Origin of the sequence: Labrys neptuniae (assembly GCF_040797145.1) — a bacterium.
Classification (GTDB): domain Bacteria; phylum Pseudomonadota; class Alphaproteobacteria; order Rhizobiales; family Labraceae; genus Labrys; species Labrys neptuniae.
The window spans coordinates 39,062-57,390 of sequence record NZ_JBFNQD010000001.1; the positions used below are offsets into that span (position 1 = coordinate 39,062).

Annotated in this window: 16 protein-coding genes; 14 read left to right on the top strand and 2 right to left on the bottom strand. The window is 62.5% G+C overall.

Annotated elements, in window-relative coordinates; translation table 11 throughout:
- The first annotated feature begins 266 nt into the window (after positions 1 to 266).
- The 5 genes from ABXS05_RS00190 (at position 267) to ABXS05_RS00210 (ending at position 4,107) form a co-directional block, all read left to right on the top strand.
- Positions 267 to 1,169 (top strand): cell envelope integrity EipB family protein, encoded by a 903-nt coding sequence (locus tag ABXS05_RS00190; RefSeq protein ID WP_367622507.1) that lies wholly within the window; start codon positions 267 to 269, stop codon positions 1,167 to 1,169.
- Positions 1,170 to 1,263: 94 nt separating this feature from the next.
- Positions 1,264 to 2,076 (top strand): phosphatase PAP2 family protein, encoded by an 813-nt coding sequence (locus ABXS05_RS00195; protein WP_367622508.1) that lies wholly within the window; start codon positions 1,264 to 1,266, stop codon positions 2,074 to 2,076.
- 13 nt (positions 2,077 to 2,089) lie between these two features.
- Complete coding sequence (locus tag ABXS05_RS00200; RefSeq protein ID WP_367622509.1) at positions 2,090 to 2,839, top strand: glycosyltransferase family 2 protein; 750 nt, start codon at positions 2,090 to 2,092, stop codon at positions 2,837 to 2,839.
- Entirely contained in the window at positions 2,829 to 3,182 is a 354-nt protein-coding gene (locus ABXS05_RS00205; RefSeq protein WP_367622510.1) for a lipid-A-disaccharide synthase N-terminal domain-containing protein, read from the top strand. The genes ABXS05_RS00200 and ABXS05_RS00205 overlap by 11 nt, the downstream gene beginning before the upstream one ends.
- 145 nt (positions 3,183 to 3,327) lie before the next feature.
- Positions 3,328 to 4,107, top strand: coding sequence for an SIMPL domain-containing protein (locus ABXS05_RS00210; protein WP_367622511.1), 780 nt, complete (start codon positions 3,328 to 3,330; stop codon positions 4,105 to 4,107).
- Between the two features lie 26 nt (positions 4,108 to 4,133).
- Here ABXS05_RS00210 and metC read toward each other — a convergent pair whose 3' ends face one another.
- Positions 4,134 to 5,324, bottom strand: coding sequence for a cystathionine beta-lyase (gene metC / locus ABXS05_RS00215; protein WP_367622512.1), 1,191 nt, complete (start codon positions 5,322 to 5,324; stop codon positions 4,134 to 4,136).
- Positions 5,325 to 6,051: 727 nt separating this feature from the next.
- On the opposite strand from metC, the gene ABXS05_RS00220 reads away from it, so the two are divergent.
- From ABXS05_RS00220 to pip, 7 genes are all read left to right on the top strand, one after another.
- Positions 6,052 to 7,065, top strand: coding sequence for an amino acid ABC transporter substrate-binding protein (locus ABXS05_RS00220; RefSeq protein ID WP_311940406.1), 1,014 nt, complete (start codon positions 6,052 to 6,054; stop codon positions 7,063 to 7,065).
- Positions 7,066 to 7,175: 110 nt separating this feature from the next.
- Positions 7,176 to 8,189, top strand: a complete 1,014-nt coding sequence (locus ABXS05_RS00225) for an amino acid ABC transporter substrate-binding protein (RefSeq protein ID WP_311940404.1) — start codon at positions 7,176 to 7,178, stop codon at positions 8,187 to 8,189.
- A gap of 113 nt (positions 8,190 to 8,302) precedes the next feature.
- Positions 8,303 to 9,316 carry an amino acid ABC transporter substrate-binding protein gene (locus ABXS05_RS00230; protein WP_367622513.1) on the top strand — a complete coding sequence of 338 codons (1,014 nt, stop codon included), beginning with the start codon at positions 8,303 to 8,305 and terminating at the stop codon, positions 9,314 to 9,316.
- A gap of 226 nt (positions 9,317 to 9,542) precedes the next feature.
- Complete coding sequence (locus ABXS05_RS00235) at positions 9,543 to 10,733, top strand: amino acid ABC transporter permease (RefSeq protein WP_311940400.1); 1,191 nt, start codon at positions 9,543 to 9,545, stop codon at positions 10,731 to 10,733.
- Positions 10,734 to 10,737: 4 nt separating this feature from the next.
- The gene (locus ABXS05_RS00240) at positions 10,738 to 11,895 is read left to right on the top strand and encodes an amino acid ABC transporter permease (RefSeq protein ID WP_311940398.1); all 1,158 of its coding nucleotides are present in this window, start codon (positions 10,738 to 10,740) and stop codon (positions 11,893 to 11,895) included.
- Positions 11,896 to 11,903: 8 nt separating this feature from the next.
- The gene (locus tag ABXS05_RS00245; protein WP_068295475.1) at positions 11,904 to 12,674 is read left to right on the top strand and encodes an amino acid ABC transporter ATP-binding protein; all 771 of its coding nucleotides are present in this window, start codon (positions 11,904 to 11,906) and stop codon (positions 12,672 to 12,674) included.
- Between the two features lie 133 nt (positions 12,675 to 12,807).
- On the top strand, positions 12,808 to 13,809 hold the full coding sequence (gene pip / locus ABXS05_RS00250; RefSeq protein WP_367622514.1) for a prolyl aminopeptidase: 1,002 nt from the start codon (positions 12,808 to 12,810) through the stop codon (positions 13,807 to 13,809).
- A gap of 186 nt (positions 13,810 to 13,995) precedes the next feature.
- On the opposite strand, the gene galE is transcribed toward pip, so the two are convergent.
- Positions 13,996 to 14,973, bottom strand: coding sequence for a UDP-glucose 4-epimerase GalE (galE, locus tag ABXS05_RS00255; protein WP_367622515.1), 978 nt, complete (start codon positions 14,971 to 14,973; stop codon positions 13,996 to 13,998).
- Positions 14,974 to 15,210: 237 nt separating this feature from the next.
- On the opposite strand from galE, the gene ABXS05_RS00260 reads away from it, so the two are divergent.
- Both ABXS05_RS00260 and ABXS05_RS00265 read left to right on the top strand, forming a co-directional pair.
- Positions 15,211 to 16,491 carry a DUF3422 family protein gene (locus ABXS05_RS00260; protein ID WP_367622516.1) on the top strand — a complete coding sequence of 427 codons (1,281 nt, stop codon included), beginning with the start codon at positions 15,211 to 15,213 and terminating at the stop codon, positions 16,489 to 16,491.
- A 1,252-nt stretch (positions 16,492 to 17,743) separates the two neighbouring features.
- Positions 17,744 to 18,247 (top strand): ABZJ_00895 family protein, encoded by a 504-nt coding sequence (locus ABXS05_RS00265; RefSeq protein ID WP_367622517.1) that lies wholly within the window; start codon positions 17,744 to 17,746, stop codon positions 18,245 to 18,247.
- Positions 18,248 to 18,329: the final 82 nt, after the last annotated feature.

The following is an 18,329-nucleotide window of genomic DNA, read 5'->3' on the forward strand; positions in this document are numbered from 1 at the left end:
AGGGCGTTTTCCAGCTGGCTCCTGTCGGTCTCCACCGCCCAGCCGTCCGGCGCCAGGATCGTACTCTGCTTGGCGATTCGCAGTTCGGCTCATTATGGCATGTTCGTATCGCGGCCGCGAACGGATCGTAAACGGTGTTGTTGATGAATGTGGAATGGCACAATCTTTGGGCCTAATTCCGTCATGATTGGCAGGCTCTTTGAGCATTGTGGCATCAGGGCATGCCACTTATGGTAATGCCGATTTTTGAAACGGAAATTTGCTTCATGCGGATGACACTTCCGGTCCATCCAAGGATCGTGCTTCTTCCGGCCGTGCTCTTCCTGGCTGTGCCGGGGATGGCCTCGGCGCAGGACGGCGTTGCGCCCCAGAAGGTGGCGGCGAGCGCTGCGATCCCCGCGGCGGCGACCGTTCCCTTCGTCGCGCACCGGGCCGTCTACGATCTCAATCTCGACCGCCGCAAGGACCAGTCGAGCGTCGACAGCATGCGCGGGCGCATCGTGTATGATTTCTCGGGAAATGCCTGCAGCGGCTACGCGCTCAATTTCCGGCAGGTCACCGAAATCGGCCTGAGCGGCGGCGGCGTCAACACCTCGGATCTGCGCTCCACCACGTTCGAGGACGAGAAGGGGCGCAATTTCCGCTTCAATTCCCAGAATTTCACCAACCAGAAGCTGGATGGCAGCGTCGATGGCCAGGCCAACCGAGCCGAGAGCGGCACGGTCGGCGTCGCGCTGAAGAAGCCCAAATCCACCAAATTCGATCTGTCCGACCGGGTTCTCTTTCCCACGGGCCAGATGAAGGCGATCGTCTTGGCGGCGCGGGCCGGCGAGCATGTGTTCGAGAGCCAGGTCTATGATGGATCGGATGGCGGCCAGAAGATCTACAACACCCTCGCGGTGATCGGTGCCAAGATCGGCCCCGACAAGCCGCGCGAAGGCGTCGAGGCCAAGGCCAAGCAACTCGATGGCGTCGATCGCTGGCCCGTGACGATTTCCTATTTCGACCCGACCAAGAAGGCCGTCGGCGAGGAGACCCCCGTCTATACCATGTCCTTCGAGCTCTACGCCGATGGCATTTCAGGCAGCCTGACCCTGGATTATGGCGATTTCCGCCTGAAGGGAACGATGGTGTCGCTCGATTTCCTGCCGCAGACGGAATGCAAGTGAGTGGCATGATGCGGTGGGCTGGCCTTCGGGACGGCGCCGGCCGCGCCAAGCTCGTGCCTTCGCCCGATGGCGCTGTAGAGACCGGCCACGCGTCATGAGAAATGCCATTCGTCAATGGTCGCATACGCAGAATTGGCGCGCGCTTGGCCAGCGGCTGCGGGCACCGGCGCGCCTGCCGGCACGGCCGCTGTTCGGACGGGTGGCGACGCCCGCCGCCATCGCCTTTGGCGGCGTGCTCGTCATCGCCTTGATGGTGCTCGCCGATCCGGCTTCCCTGCACATCCTGCCCGAATGGCCACATCTTGTGGTGCGGCTGGCGCGTTTCGTCACCTATCTCGGTGATTCCGGCCTTTATCTCATTCCGCTCGGCGTGGCGCTTGTCCTGCTCGGCGTGGTCGATCTGGAGTTGCCGCCACGGCTCGATGCCGCCCTGCGCCAGCTCTGGCTGCAGCTTGCCTTTGCCTTCGTCGCCATCGCGGGAACAGGGCTTGCCGTCAATGTCATCAAGCGCGCGATCGGCCGTGTCAGGCCGCTGCATGTCGAGGCGGGCGCAAGCTGGAGTTTCGAACCCTTTTCCTGGCGCGCCGCCAATGCCAGCTTCCCCTCCGGCCATGCCACCACGGCCTGGACGGTGGCTGCGGTGATCATCCTGCTCTGCGGGGCGCGCTGGCGTCCCTGGCTGTTCGTGCTGGGCGGGCTGGTCTGCCTCAGCCGGGTGATCCTCGGTGCCCATTATCCCGCCGATGTGGTCGCCGGCGCCCTGTTCGGCTGGTTCGCCACCTTCTGGTTCGCCGACTTTCTGGGTCGTCGGGGGCTTGTTTTCCGGCAAAACCGCGATGGTGCTCTTGCGTTGCGGGGGCAAGACGCGGCAAAGACGCTGATCGAGGCGTGGCGAGCGCGCCGCTGAGGTTCGACTCTTCATGTCATCACAAGACAATGCGCCTGAGATCAGCGTCATCGTTCCGGTCCGCAACGAAGCCGGCAATGTCGAGCCGCTGATCCGGGAAATCGCCGCGGCCCTGGCCGGGCGCAGTTTCGAGATCGTCTATGTCGACGATGGCTCGAGCGATGCGACGCCGACGGAGCTGGAAAGGCTAAAGGGCGAACTGCCCTACCTGCGCAGCCTGCGCCACAAGGCATCCTGCGGCCAGTCCTGCGCCGTGCGCACGGGTATTCGCCATGCGCGGGGCCGCCTGATGGTCACTATCGATGGCGACGGCCAGAACAACCCGGCCTATATCCCCGCCCTCGTCGACGCCCTGATCGCTGGCGGCGCCGCGACCGGCATGGTCGCGGGGCAACGGCTCGGCCGCAAGGACACCGGCTTCAAGCGCTGGCAGTCGCGTACCGCCAACAAGGTTCGCGCTTCTGTCCTCAAGGACGGCACGCGCGACACCGGCTGTGGCCTCAAGGCCATCCGCCGCGACGTCTATCTGGCCCTGCCTTATTTCGATGCGCTGCATCGCTTCATGCCGGCTCTGGTCAAGCGCGAGGGCTTCGAGGTCGGCCATGTCGATGTGGTCGATCGGCCCCGGCTGACCGGCGTTTCCAACTACGGTTTCTTCGACAGGCTGTGGGTCGGCATTCTCGATCTCGTCGGCGTATGGTGGCTGATCCGCCGGCGCAAGCGCGTGCCTGATGTCAGCGGAGGGGGACAGAATGCTGATTGAGTTGTCGAATGCCCTCGGCGGCTATCTCCACAATGTCTTCTACACCAATTTCGACTTCTGGCTGGTCCTCGGCCTGTTCGCCCAGGCGCTGTTCACCGCCCGCTTCGTCATCCAGTGGTGGGTGAGCGAGCGGGCTGGCAAGAGCGTCATTCCCTTCAGTTTCTGGATCCTGTCGATCGGCGGCGGCGGCCTCCTGTTCCTCTACGCCCTGGTCCGGGCCGACCTCGTCTATATCATCGGCCAGGGCTCGGGCCTGGCGATCTATATCCGCAACGTCTCGCTGGTGCTCAAGGAGAAGCGCGAGGCGAAGGAAGCCGCGGAGGGGCAGGGCGCCTCAAGCTAGCGCCATAACTACCTCAGCGCCGACGGCCTTCGCGACCGGTCATTGTGATGACGAAACTTCCGGCCGAAGAAAGCAAGATGCCGGCCCTTTCGCTCCGCATGGCGGTCAAGGATCCGGACGGTTCGCAACCAGGGGATACTGCGCGATGAAGCCTGCCAACTGGAGACTGCTCTTCCTGGGGTTTGTTTGCGCGGCCTGGCCGATGCCCTCGGCGGGACTGGCGGCCGATCTTCCCATGAACCGTGCCGAAGCGATGGCCTATGTGACCGGTGTGGACAACGCACCGAGCATGACCGTTCAGGCTCAGGCGCGAGAAGACGCAGTGCCCGATTTTGCTGTGATCCGCCTAATGATCCGCACCGAAGCACAGGATTCCGATCAAGCGACCGATGACAATGCGCGCGCGACCAAGGCGGTGTTTGATCAGGCGGCATCTGCAGGAATTGCAAGTTCCGACATCAAGACCGAGGATCTCACCCTCAGGCCCGTCTTCGAGGAAGAGAAGGCAGGGGCGGGCAACGTGGTTCACGGCAAGCAGAAGGGCTATCGCACCGACCATGTTCTCAAGATTGCGGTTCGCGATCCGGCCAGGGCAGGTGCCCTCGCCAGTGCGCTTATCCGCGCAGGTGCCAACAATGTCTTGGGTGTGACGTTCGGCGTCGAAAAACGTGAAGAGATTACGGTTCGGCTTCGCGCAAGAGCACTGGAGGCGGCCCAGCGACAGGCGAAGATCTACGCGGATGCTGCCGGCGTCCGCCTCGGTCGTGTTCTGAGAGTCATGCCGCAGACGGAGATCCTTCCCTTGGCTCTTCGTGCGGACTACCGTGTCTTTGGAAAGGACGATGCCTCTGCAGTTCCCCTTAAACTAGGCATTCAGACCATCGAAGTAAATGTCGGTATGACCTGGGAGTTGCTACCGAAATAGCAAGAGGGCGGCAGGGGCGCCCGATGCTACCCCCGCGCCGCCCTGAATCGCGCCAGGCCCGCGTCGAGATCGCCGATCAGGTCGGCGACGTCCTCCAGGCCGACATGGATGCGCACGCAGGGGCCGCCCGGATCCCAGCTCGTGGCACTGCGATAGGTCTTGCAGTCGAAGGGGAGGGCAAGGCTCTCATAGCCGCCCCAGGAATAGCCGAGCCCGAAGAATTTCAGATCGTCCAGGAAGGCGCCGATCGCCTCCATCGGCGCCGGCTGCAGCACGATGGAGAACAGGCCGGACGAGCCCTTGAAATCGCGCTTCCAGATGGCGTGACCCGGATCGCCCTCCAGCGCGGGATGCAGCACGCGGTGAACCTCGGGGCGCTTGGCCAGCCATTTCGCTACCCGCAGCGCGCTTTCCTGATGCTGGCGCAGGCGCACGCCCATGGTGCGCAGCCCCCGCATCGCCAGATAGATGTCGTCGGGCGCGACGCATTGACCTGAATCGCCGTGGAAGCTCTTCAGCGCCGGCCAGGCCTTGCGTGAGGCCGAGACCACGCCGAACATCGCATCGGAATGGCCGACGATATATTTGGTTCCGGCCTGGATCGAAAGATCGACGCCATGGCCGAATGCGTCGAAGAACAAGGGGGTGGCCCAGGTATTGTCGAGCAGCACGGTGGCGCCGTGCCGGTGTGCGACCTCGGCGATCGCAGGCACGTCCTGCATCTCGAAGCTCTGCGAGCCGGGGGCTTCCAGATAGACTGCCTTGGTATTCGGGCGAATGAGCGTTTCGATGCCGGCGCCGATCAGCGGATCGTAATAGGTCGTCTCGATGCCGAAGCGGCCGAGCACCTTGTCGCAGAACTGGCGGGTGGGCTGATAGGTGGAATCGACCATCAGCAAATGGTCGCCGGCCGAAAGGCAGGAGAGAAGGGCGGTCGAGACAGCTGATAGCCCCGAGGGACACAGCACCACACCGGCGCTGCCGTCGAGCGTCTTCAGCGCTTCTTCCAGGGCGTCACTGGTCGGATTGCCGCGGCGGCCATAGCTGTAGCGCGGCGTGTGGTTGATGAGATCCTTCGTCGTCGGAGCGAGAACGGTGGAGCCATGGTAGACGGGCGGGTTGACGAAGCCGTGATATTCGGATGGTTCACGCCCGCCGATGACCAGACGCGTATTTTCACCGAAGGTCGCGATCTCGTCCTTGCTGATCTTCTTCATGATAGATTCGATTGGGTCCTGAAACGGTTACATTCGTCCCCGGCCGCCCCTGCGTCAATCTCGAAGGCCGCGACATCTTCCACAGGCCAGTTTTGTGAATATTCGCCCGCTTTTCGCGAATTCCGCTTGACGTGGGCGGCCAAAGCGCTTGCAATCGGCTGCAAGGCACGGGTCGTAACCGGCGAGAACAAGCTGGGCGCTTTTGCCGCGGGACAGATCGATACGGGGGACCTTGCAATGACCGCTTCAGCACGCACGGCCGGCAGGTCGCTCCTCATCTCCGGCGAGGCATGTCCGGATCGTTGAGCTCGTCATCATACCTCCTCGACGGAACGCCCGTTCCTCCCGGCCATTGACCGGGAACGCTCGAAACATCCATTCGCGAACGCAGGAAGAGGTGGCGGCAGTTCAAAAAAATCACGACGTTCAACAGTCTGGCGATGGTTTCAGGCCTCGCCCTGTCGTCGATAACAAAGATGTGGTTCAAAATGCGTTCCGTCTAAGCGTGTTTTGTCCTAAAGCGTTGAGGGATTTGGCGGATACGCCGAAGATCGCCACGACGCGTCGAAACAAGAAACCAGAGTCAGAGGGCGCTCGCGACAGAACGCGCTTTGAGCTTTGGAAACGTCAAACATGCCCGGTGGGGCGGCCCGGTTCTGACGCCGCGGCCAGCCGTCCAAGGGCCTTCTCGTTACACTGACAACGAAGCGAACAGGGGCCTCCATCCATGAGAAAGACACTTCTTACCGCGGTAGCCGGTGCGGCGCTGGCGTTGAGTGGGGTCGGCGCACACGCCGATACGCTCGATACCATCAAGCAGCGCGGCCAGGTGATCTGCGGCGTCAACACCGGACTGCCGGGCTTCGCCGCCCCCAATGAGAAGGGCGAATGGACCGGCCTCGACGTCGACTATTGCCGCGCAATCGCCGCAGCCGTGCTGGGCGACGCTACCAAGGCCAAATTCGTGCCGGTCTCCACCAAGGACCGCTTCACCGCGCTGCAGTCCGGCGAGATCGACGTGCTCAACCGCAACTCGACCTGGACGCTCGGCCGCGACACCGCCGGCATGCTCTTCGCCGGCGTGAATTTCTATGACGGCCAAGGCTTCCTGGTGAAGAAGTCACTCGGCGTCAAATCGGCGACCGAACTCTCGGGAGCCTCGATCTGCGCCCAGCAGGGTTCGACCGGCCAGCTCACGATCTCCGACTACATGCGGACCCACAATCTGCCCTACAACATCGTCAGCTTCGATACGCCGGAAGAAGCGGCAAGGGCCTATGAGGGCGGGCGCTGCGACGTCAACACCGACGACGCCTCCGGCCTCTATGCGGTGCGCGTCAAGATGGCCAATCCCGACGACCATGTCGTGCTTCCCGAAATCATCTCGAAGGAGCCCCTGGCCGCGGCCGTGCGCCAGGGCGACGATAAATGGTACAATGTGGTCAAATGGGTGCACTACGCCATGCTTTCGGCTGAAGAGGCCGGCGTGACCCAGGCCAATGTCGACGAGATGGTCAAGTCCGACAAGCCGGACATCAAGCGCCTGCTCGGCACCGAGGGTGACTTCGGCAAGCAGCTCGGCCTCGACAATCAGTGGGCCTACCGGATCGTCAAGCAGGTCGGCAATTACGGTGAAAGCTTCGACCGCAATCTCGGCCCCAAGACCGTGCTGAAGATCGATCGCGGCCTCAACAATCTGTGGACCAAGGGGGGCCTGCAATACGCCCCGCCGATCCGTTGAGAATTGCGGAATAAGTCCTGAGGGACCGTTGCGGAGCGGAATTCGGGTGGCGACTGACTGCGCTGCTCCGGCCCCGCTCCAAACCAGCCACTGACGAAGGGATTTCATTCATGAAGAAGCAATTTTCTCTGGCGATTGCAGGTGCGTTTGTCGCCCTGGGTGTCGCGGCCGCGAATGCCGGGACGCTCGATACTGTCAAGCAGCGCGGCCAGCTCGTCTGCGGTTCGAATGCGGGCCTTGCCGGCTTCGGCATCCCCAACGAGCAAGGCAAATGGGCGGGCTTCGACGTCGACTATTGCCGCGCTCTCGCGGCCGCCGTGTTGGGAGACGCCGAGAAGACCAAATATGTGCCGCTCTCGGCAAAGGACCGCTTCACGGCGCTGCAGTCCTCCGAAATCGACGTGCTGCCGCGCAACACGACCTGGACCCTGTCGCGCGAGACCGGCGGTTTTCTGTTCGCCGCCACCAATTACTATGACGGCCAGGCCTTCATGGTGAAGAAGTCGCTGGGCGTGGCGTCGGCCAAGGACCTCGACGGAGCCACGATCTGCGTGCAGCAGGGCACGACCCAGGAGCTGAATCTCTCCGACTATTTCCGGAGCCTCGGCAAGAAGTACCAGATCCTGACGGTTGCCACGATCGGCGAGGCGCAGAACGCCTATGAAGGCGGTCGTTGCGATGCCTTCACGTCGGATTCGTCTCAGCTCTACGGCGTGCGCCTCGCCCTCAAGAATCCGGACGAGCATGTCGTGCTGCCCGAAATCATCTCCAAGGAGCCGCTGGCGATCGCGGTGCGCCAGGGCGACGACCAGTGGTTCAACATCGCCAAATGGGTCTATTATGCGCTGGTCCAGGCCGAGGAATCCGGCGTGACCCAGGCCAATGTCGACGAGATGCTCAAGTCGGACAAGCCGGACATCAAGCGCCTGCTCGGCACCGAGGGTGATTTCGGCAAGCAGCTCGGCCTCGACAATCAGTGGGCCTATCGCGCGATCAAGCAGGTCGGCAATTACGGCGAGATCTTCGATCGCAACCTCGGCTCCCAATCCAAGCTGAAGATCGAGCGCGGCCTCAACGCCTTGTGGACCAACAAGGGCCTGCAATACGCCCCGCCGATCCGTTGAGATCGCCAAGACCAGCCCCGGAGGTTTGCCTCCGGGGCTGGCACGCAGACAGGGCGGCAGGGCACTTCGGCGAGGGCGCTGTCGAGCCGGGCCGAGATCGAAGGGGGACATTGATGAGGCAACAACTCTGCGCGGCGACCGTTGGCTTCTTCGCTGCCTTGAGTGCTTCCATGGCAGATGCGGCAACGCTCGATACCATCAAGCAGCGCGGCCAGTTGATCTGCGGCGCCCATCAGGGGCTGGCGGGCTTCAGCATCCCCAATGAACAGGGCAAATGGGCAGGCTTCGACGTCGATTACTGCCGGGCCCTCGCTGCGGCCGTGCTGGGCGATGCCGACAAGACCAAATTCGTGCCTCTCTCCGCCAAGGATCGTTTCACCGCGCTGCAAGCCTCGGAGATCGATGTCCTGCCGCGCAACACCACCTGGACCTTGACGCGTGAGACCGGTGGCTTCCTGTTCGCCGCCACCAATTACTATGATGGCCAGGGCTTCATGGTGAAGAAGTCGCTGGGCGTGAAATCGACGAAGGAACTGGATGGCGCGACCGTCTGCGTCCAGCAGGGCACCTCGCACGAGCTCAACCTCTCCGACTATTTCCGCAGCATCGGCAAGCCCTACCAGATCCTGACGCTGGCCACGATCGGCGAGGCGCAGAATGCCTATGAGTCCGGCCGCTGCGACACCTTCACCACCGATGCCTCCGGGCTTTATGGCGTGCGCCTGGCCCTCAAGAATCCGGACGAGCATGTCGTGCTGCCCGAGATCATTTCGAAGGAACCGCTCGGCATCGCCGTGCGCCAGGGCGACGACCAGTGGTTCAACGTGGTCAAATGGGTCTATTTTGCCCTGGTCCAGGCCGAGGAATCCGGCGTGACCCAGGCCAATGTCGACGACATGCTGAAGTCCGACAAGCCGGACATCAAGCGCCTGCTCGGCAGCGAGGGTGATTTCGGCAAGCAACTCGGCCTCGACAATCAATGGGCCTATCGCATCATCAAGCAGGTCGGCAATTATGGCGAGGTGTTCGACCGCAATCTCGGCTCGAAGTCACCGCTCAAGATCGAGCGCGGGCTCAATGCCCTATGGACCGACAAGGGCCTGCAATATTCACCGCCCATTCGTTGAGGGCGCACGGCCCCGGCAAGATGCATTCCGTATTTGCCGGGTGATTTTTCAAAGCGTCGTGCGATCGGGCGGGGGCAGTCAAAATCGCAAGGACGCTCCAGCCAATCCGTCGGATTGGCCTGGAAACAAGATGTTGGGGCAGGAGGCTCAGCCGTGAGCGCACCTTGTTCCAGAGGAATCCGTAAAAAAGGGTGAGGACTATCTGCGTGTTGGGGAGAATGAGACAATGACGTTGGCAGTCGACCGGGGAGACGGCGGCGGGCGTACCCACTGGTTCAACAATCCGAAGTTACGGGCTGTTGTCTTCCAGATCGTGCTGCTGGCAATCGTCTTGCTCATCATCTTGACGGGCGCTTGGAATGCCGTCGAAAACCTGGCCAGGCAGGGCCGTTCGCTTGGCTTTGACTTCCTGGGACGCACGGCGAGCTTCGACATCGGCCAGACGCCGATCGAATATACCTCGCTGTCTACCAATGGCCGCGCGCTGCTGGTCGGCATCACCAACACACTGATCGTCGCCGCTCTCGGCATCATCCTTGCGACGGTCCTGGGTTTCATCATCGGCGTGGCCCGCCTGTCCAACAACTGGATCGTGGCCAAGATCGCCATGGTCTATATCGAAGTCGTGCGCAACATCCCGCTGCTGCTGCAGTTGCTGTTCTGGTATGGCGCCGTGCTCAAGCCCCTGCCGGGCGTGCGCCAGTCGATCACCTTCGGCGAGAGCATCTTTCTCAACAATCGCGGCATCTTCTTTCCGGCGGCCATGCCGCAGGCGGGTGCCGGTCTGGTCGGTGGTGCCTTTCTGGTCGGTGTTCTCGGTGCCATCGGCTTCTCCATCTGGGGCAAACGCAAGCAGATGGAGACTGGCAAGCGGCCACCGGTGCTGCTGGTCAATCTGGCGCTGGTCATCGGCCTGCCGCTGCTGGCCTTCTTCGCTTCCGGCATGCCTTTCACCATGGATTACCCCAAGGTCGGCGGCTTCAACGTCACCGGCGGTTTCCGGCTGCAGCCCGAATTCGTGGCGCTGCTCCTGGGCCTGACCATCTACACCGCGGCCTTCATCGCCGAGACGGTGCGCTCGGGCATCCGCGGCGTGCCGCATGGCCAGACGGAAGCGTCCGGCGCTCTCGGCCTGCGCTCGAGCCACAATCTGCGCCTGGTGGTGATCCCGCAGGCGATGCGCATCATCGTGCCGCCGCTCGCCAGTCAGTATCTCAACCTGACCAAGAACTCGTCGCTGGCAGTGGCCATCGGCTATCCGGATCTGGTGCAGGTGTTTTCCGGCACGGTGCTCAACAACACCAACCAGGCGATCGAATGCATCGGCATCACCATGGCAGTCTATCTGATCATCAGCCTGTCGATTGCCGGCTTCATGAATTGGTTCAACAAGCGCGTTGCGCTGGTGGAGAGGTAGGGCCATGAGCGACGCAACTTCCGCCGCCGGCAGCCCGGCCTTCGTCTCGACCAAGACCTTCGAGCCGCAGCCGCCGCCGGCTGCGACCACCGGCGTGCTCGGCTGGCTGAAAAAGAACCTGTTCTCGTCCGTCACCAACTCCATCCTCACCGTTCTGGCGGTGCTGCTGGTGCTCTGGGTGCTGCCGGGCGTCCTGCGCTTCATGATCTTCGATGCCGTCTGGACCGGCACCGACCGCAATGCCTGCCTCGAGGCCAATGTCGGGCGGCATGTCGGTGCCTGCTGGCCGTTCGTCGAGACGCGTCTGCAATATTTCATCTATGGCCAATATCCGGTCGACGAGCGCTGGCGCGTCAACCTCACGGGCCTGCTGGCCGCCATCGGAGTCCTTTGGCTGCTCTGGCCGCGGATCGGGGCGAAGGGCTGGGGCGTTCTCTACTTCTTCGTCGTCTTCCCGCTGCTGGCCTTCTGGCTGCTGGTGGGGGGCTTCTTCGGGCTGGTGCATGTCCCCACCAATCTGTGGGGCGGCATTCTCGTGACGCTGGTGATCGCCGTGGTCGGCATCGTGGCGTCCCTGCCGCTCGGTGTGCTCCTCGCTCTCGGGCGGCGCTCGCGCATGCCCATCGCCCGCACCATCTCGGTCATGTATATCGAGTTCTGGCGCGGCGTGCCGCTGATCACCGTGCTGTTCATGGCCAATGTCATGCTGCCGCTGTTCCTGCCCGAGGGCTGGCGTCCGGATTCGCTGCTGCGCGTGCTCGTCGGCGTGGCGCTGTTCTGGTCGGCCTATATGGCGGAAGTGGTGCGCGGCGGCCTGCAGGCCATTCCCAAGGGCCAGTATGAGGGGGCCCAGGCCCTGGGCCTGAACTACTCCTACATGCTGATCTTCATCATCCTGCCGCAGGCACTGCGCCTGGTGATTCCCAGCATCGTCAACACCTTCATCGCCCTGTTTAAGGATACCACGCTGGTGGCCATCGTGGGCATTTTCGACTTCCTGAAGACGATCGAGGCGTCCATTCCCGATCCGAACTGGGCGACGCCCGTGACCTACTATACGGGCTATGCATTCGCCGCTATCTTCTTCTGGATCTGCTGTTTCTCGATGTCGCGCTACTCGCAGGGCTTGGAGCGTCGTCTCGATACCGGTTACAAACGTTGAGGGGAAAAATGGCTAACGCCGCTCAAAACACTGCTGGAGAACTCAGCCCGATCGCCGTTCAGATCACCGATATGAACAAGTGGTATGGTGAGTTCAACGTTCTCAAGAACATCAACCTCACCGTGAAGCGGGGCGAGCGCATCGTGATCTGCGGGCCGTCGGGCTCGGGCAAATCGACGATGATCCGCTGCATCAATCGCCTGGAGGAACACCAGAAGGGCTCGATCGTCGTCGATGGCATCGAGCTCACCAACGACCTCAAGCGCATCGACGAGGTGCGGCGCGAAGTCGGCATGGTGTTCCAGCACTTCAACCTGTTCCCGCACCTGACCGTGCTGGAGAACTGCACGCTCGCCCCGATCTGGGTGCGCAAGATGTCGAAGGCCGATGCCACCGAAAAGGCGATGCACTTCCTCAAGCGCGTGAAGATTCCCGAGCAGGCCAACAAATATCCGGGCCAGCTTTCGGGCGGCCAGCAGCAGCGCGTGGCGATTGCCCGGGCCCTGTGCATGAATCCCAAGATCATGCTGTTCGACGAGCCGACTTCGGCTCTCGATCCGGAAATGGTGAAGGAAGTGCTCGATACCATGGTCGGCCTTGCCAATGACGGCATGACCATGCTGTGCGTCACCCATGAAATGGGCTTTGCCCGCCAAGTTGCGGACCGGGTGATCTTCATGGATGCCGGCCAGATCGTCGAGAGCAACGAGCCCAACGCCTTCTTCTCCAATCCCCAGCACGAGCGCACCAAGCTCTTCCTCAGCCAGATTCTGCACTGAGGATTACAGCGCGGCCGGCCTCGTCGGCCGCAGCCACTTCCGTGGCTGGCTTCCCCCGAAGCCAGCCATTCGCATTGTCAGGGCTTCCCTGCGTCCATCGGCAGGGATCACTTCAGTACGCAGGAATTTCATCATGGCGTTTGATCGCTCGAGCGAGCCCGACGGCACGCCGAGGCGCGGGCTTTATCCCGAAATCGAGGCTTATCGCTCCGGCATGCTCGATGTCGGCGACGGCCATTCCATCTATTGGGAATTGGCCGGCAATCCCGACGGCCTGCCGGTGGCCTTTCTGCATGGCGGCCCGGGTGCCGGCTGTTCGGCCAAGCATCGGCGCCTGTTCGATCCGCGCCACTGGAACATCCTGCTGTTCGACCAGCGCGGATGCGGCCGTTCCCGCCCGCATGCCAATCTCGACGCCAACACCACCTGGCATCTCGTCGCTGACATGGAGCGCCTGCGCAAGGAGGTGCTGAAGGTCGAGCGCTGGAGCCTGTTCGGTGGTTCCTGGGGCTCGACCCTGGCGCTCGCCTATGCGCAGACCCATCCCCAGACGGTGCAGGCACTCATGCTGCGGGGCATCTTCACGCTGCGCCGCATGGAACTCGACTGGTATTATCGGGAGGGCGCTTCCTATTTCTTCCCGGACAAATGGGAAGCCTTCCGCAAGGACCTGCCGCAGGATGCCTGGGCCGATCCGATCCTGACCTATCACCGGCGCCTGACGGGCGACGATGCTGCGGTTCGCCTGGCAGCGGCCCGGGCCTGGAGCGTGTGGGAAGGCGAGACCTCGACCCTGATGCCGGAAGGCCCCGCCACCGGCCATGCCCAGGAACAGTTCGCCCTGGCCTTCGCCCGCATCGAGAACCATTATTTCGTGCATGGCGGCTGGATGGAGGAGGGGCAGTTGCTGCGCGACGCGGGCAAGCTCGCCGATATTCCCGGCACCATCGTACAGGGGCGCTACGACGTGGTCTGTCCGCCGGTCACGGCCTGGGAACTGGCCAAGCGCTGGCCCAAGGCGGAATTGCAGATGGTGGAGGATTCCGGCCATTCCTTCTCCGAGCCGGGCACGCTGCATCGTCTGGTCGAGGCCACAGACAAATATGCACGCCTGCTGGGAACAGACGGAGCTTAATACAACAACTGCATTTGTGGTTCGGCGATTTCGGGATGTCAGCCTCACAGCTCCATCAGGTGATGGAGCGGGGCTGGCATTTGGCCTGCCGGCAAGCGGTTTGTTTCAGATGCCAGCCGGAGGCCGACACGCCAAATCCTACTCAAATGGAAGCCGCGACTACAGTTTGGAGCCCATTGGCATCGCTCAGCCCGGCGACTTCTCGATCCAGGCCGCGGCGCTGGCGACGATGCCATGGAGGTCGCTGTTGGCCGGGGTCCAGCCCAGCACATCGGTTGCCCTTTCGATATTCGCATAGAGGGCGGCCGGGTCGCCGCTGCGACGGGGGCGGGGCTCGATCGGTACCGGGCGTCCGGTGACGGCTTCGATCGCATTCAGCAGTTCTCGTACAGTGACGCCACGGCCACTGCCGAGATTGAGCGTGAGGCTGCCGCGTCCTGCCTGCAGGTGATCGAGGGCCCGCAGATGTGCATCGGCAATATCGGCGACATGGACATAGTCGCGCATGGCGGTGCCGTCGGCAGTGCCGTAGTCCGTGCCGAATAGCTTGAAGGCGGGGCCGAGGCCCAGGGCAGCCCGGATGGCCTTGGGTATGGCGAGGCTGCTCGTCGCATGCCTCTCGCCGATCTCGCCGTCGGGGTCGGCGCCGGCTGCGTTGAAATAGCGTAGCACCACGCTCGGCAGGCCATAGGCCGCGTCATAGTGCCGGAGCGCCTGCTCGCCGATGAGTTTGGTGGTGCCATAGGGGCTGACGGGCGCCGTGGCAGAGGTTTCGGTCACCGGAAGAGCCGGAGCGTCACCATAGACGGCGCAGGTCGAGGAGAAGACGATCGGGCAATTGCCGTTGTGCCGGGCTGCCTCGGTCACGGCGAGCGTGCCTGCAACATTGGCCTCATAGCAGGGCGAGGGATCGGTGACCGACGACCCCACGTCGGCATAGGCGGCAAGATGCATGACCGCCTCGGGTCGATGGCGAGCGAAAACGCCGGCCAGCCAGTCCGCATCGGTGATGTCGCCCCGTTCGAGGGGCCCCCAGCGTACATGGGCTTCTCTGCCGTTCGAGAGGTCGTCGCAGGCGACGGGGCTGTACCCGGATGAGGCCAGGGTCTTGCAGACATGGCTGCCGATATAGCCGGCGCCCCCGGTGACCAAGATGATACTCACGATGGCTCTCGTGCTCCTGACGGGCGATTGCGACATGCCGGTGTAAGGGCCGCAACCGTCGATGAGAAGCAAAGAATGGGCGTGCCGCGTCAAATGGAGGCGGGCGAGAGCGCCTGTTCAGCCTTTCGCACTGCAACGCTGGCGTGTATTTCCTGCGGGTACGGGTGGGTGAACCAGCAGGCCATGGCCCGGAAATTGCTTCGAAAGGCTCGGCGCAATGGAATTGGAGAAATCACGATGACGGCGATCGGCGTCTCGGAAGCGAGCGAGCCCCCGTTTGTCGACCATCCGGAGCGAGCGGCCATCTATGCCGAATTGCATGCCCGGCCGACGGAGCCGATCGCAACCTCGGCTCGGATCCGCAGGATCGCCTTCATGCCAACGGGCGCCGGACCTTCGCTGGAGGAGGTGGCACGGCGCTTCGCCCTTTTCGCCGGCCAGTCCCTGCTGCCCTTCGATGACGCCCGTACACGCCATATCAAGGTGGAACGGGGAGGGCGCAAGGCCACCTTCGAACTCCACAACGAATTTGCGACCCTGACCTGGCAGTCCGATCTCACCGACCGCGAGCCCTGGCCGGAGGATATCGGCCTGGATTGCTTTGCGGGGCTGCAGCGGGTCAGCGCCACGCGTGTCGACCTGACAGAAACCCACACGATCGCGGAAGCGGCGCTGGTCGGCTTCAACCCGGTCAGCCTGTGCTATTCCGAGCTCTATGACGGCAGGGCCCAGGTCGCGACCGACTTCAATCGTGATCGCGACGGCTTCACCCGCTACGAACTCGCGGCCGGCCAGTGCAACGTCTTGCGCCGCGGCGTGCTCGTGCGCCGGCTCCTGGAGATCGAGACCTACAGCAATTTCGTCCTGCTCGGCCTGCCGGTGGCTCGGGCGCTCGGCTCGACGATCCGCCAGTTCGAGGGGGCTGTGAGTCAGGTGATGGGACGCGTCGGCCATGCCCACTCGACCGGGGAGAACCGGGAGGCACTGGAGAGCATCCACGCGCTGTCGGCCGCGGTCGGCCGCAGCATCGAGGAAACCAGCTTCCGTTTCGCGGCGAGCCAGGCCTATGCGGCCGTGCTCGACACCCGTCTGCGGCAACTCGTCGAGCGACCGATCGGCGAGTTCACCACCATCGACCGCTATCTGACCAATCGGACCACACCGGCGGTAGCCACCTGCCTGGCGACGGAAAAGCGCCTGCAGGCGGTAGCGATGAAGCTGGAACGTTCGGCGGAACTCTTGAACGCCCATATCAGCCTGAGCCTGGAAACCCAGAACCAGACGATTCTCGATACCATTTCGCGCACATCGGAAAGCCAATATCGTCTGCAGGAGACGGTGGAGGGGCTCTCCATCATCGCGATCTCCTACTATGCCCTTGCCATCATCGGCTACATGATCGAGGGCGTCAGCCATATCTGGCATGTCGACAAGGCCATTGCCATGCTGTGCGCGGCGCCGGTGGTGCTGTTCCTGGTCTGGCGCGGCATCAAGAGCCTGCGCAAGCGCGCTGCCTGAAGGGCCTATTCGAACTACGCAGAAGGGTAACGAAGGGCTCACGGGCCCTTGGGTCCCTCTGCTGCCGGCCGATGAGGGGGCAATTCGGCAGTATCGGTCGTTTTCGAGGTGTGTCGGCTCCCGTCAACCGTTGGGAATGCATTGGCCGGCGTGATTGGGACGCTGCGATGGCGGACACACGTCGATATTCTTGCGATGCTCCGATGTCTGGCCGACCGAAGCACTCGACACCATGCGTCGGGGATCGAATGCATCGCGACTGGCGTCATTGATGGAGCGGTTGGGTACGCATCTGCGCCACTGATTGAAATGGAAGCCTGGAGCGCAAGCGGAGGCCGTTGCAGGAGCGTTCGCCATGGCGGCCTCTTGAGCGGCAAGCCCGGTGGGCGCAAGCGCGACCAGGCACATCAACGCGGCGGGCAGCAGGATAGGGGCTCTGGCGATCATGGAGCGGGCTCGGGTCTGATGGAGATGTGTCGAGATGCACTGCGTGGACCATCGAGATGATCCATGCGCGGCTTAGCCTGTGCCGCGGCACATGGTTGTGCGTTTTCGCACAGGGCGCACATTGCCTCGCTCACTTCTTCCCGACCGAGGATCAGGACAGATGGGCTCGCGTCCTCCGCGAGAAAAAGGTCAATCGCGGTTGCATATGCAAAGGATGGATCGCCCAAAAAGGGGGGAGGCCCGGGGAGGACGCCTTGCTGAGGTTGTCATCCGGGCCTCCGGGTTCCCGGGGTGGGAACGCCCGTGAGTTAGACTGCTGAAACTTAGATGAGAATTAGACGTCAGGCGCAGTCGGGCCATACATAGGTATTGGCGTTGCATACCTTGATATAAACGAAATTCCCGATCTTGGTATATGGTGAAGAACATTTGGAATACAGTCGAGGTCCAAGGATATGATCCGACGGGGCAATGGCCAGTTTAGCTGCATCGCATCCCTGTCATGCTCTTCGATCTATTGATCGATTGTTGCTTACCGCGCTCTGACCTCGGTGACATCATAGCATCCGGAGATCCCGGCACGGAATGCCTTGTCGCGTCGGGCTTTTCTTTGGCTATATGCATCATGCTCCCATACGCCTCGATCCGGCGTTCCTATGTAAGCAGAGGTGACGATGCGTTTCGCTTGGAACTGCCTAGTCCGAACGTACAACTCATAACAGCAAGGAGAATCAGCTAGAGGGACGCTCGAATGCTGGTTGAGTACAGCCTGCTGAGTTTCGTTTGAGCCTTGGGGGGCTTGTAAGTGGATAGTTACGTTCCGGCGACCAATACCGTTTCATTCGGAGCAGCGGTCTTTCGCTTTTCATGGATATATGTTCTTGCGGCGGTCGCCGTCGTGGTCATTGCCTTCTTGCTGGAGGCCTTCTTGCATATCGACATGAGCAAGAATTCCTTCCTGGGCGTGCTGCCCTTGATGACGGCGGGCTCAGGAACCGGAAAATACTATGCCACCCGCACCGGCACGAAACCCAGGGGCGGCAAAGCGTGGCTGATAGCGCTTGTCGGGCTCGTCATATCGCTGGCTTTCAATCTGGCAGTGGTCCTCGGCTTCGTTGCCTTGACCGACAGTTGGCAGGAGCTGGGCAGTCTCGGCTCTTTCCGCCTGCGCGGCGAAGAGCAATGGTTGGTACCCTTGGTGCTCGGTGGGTTGTTCCTGCTCTTTGTGGCCCTGACGCGCCTGTTCCTGTGGATGGGGGCCAATCCCGTCGTGAAGAAGATGCGCAAGGACGCCACCAACGCGTTCTGAAGCAAAACGCAGGAAGCTCCTCCAGCCCGAAGGCCGGAGGGGCAGGTCGTCCTCTTCAGCAGGAGCGGCGAAGGAGGGCTGT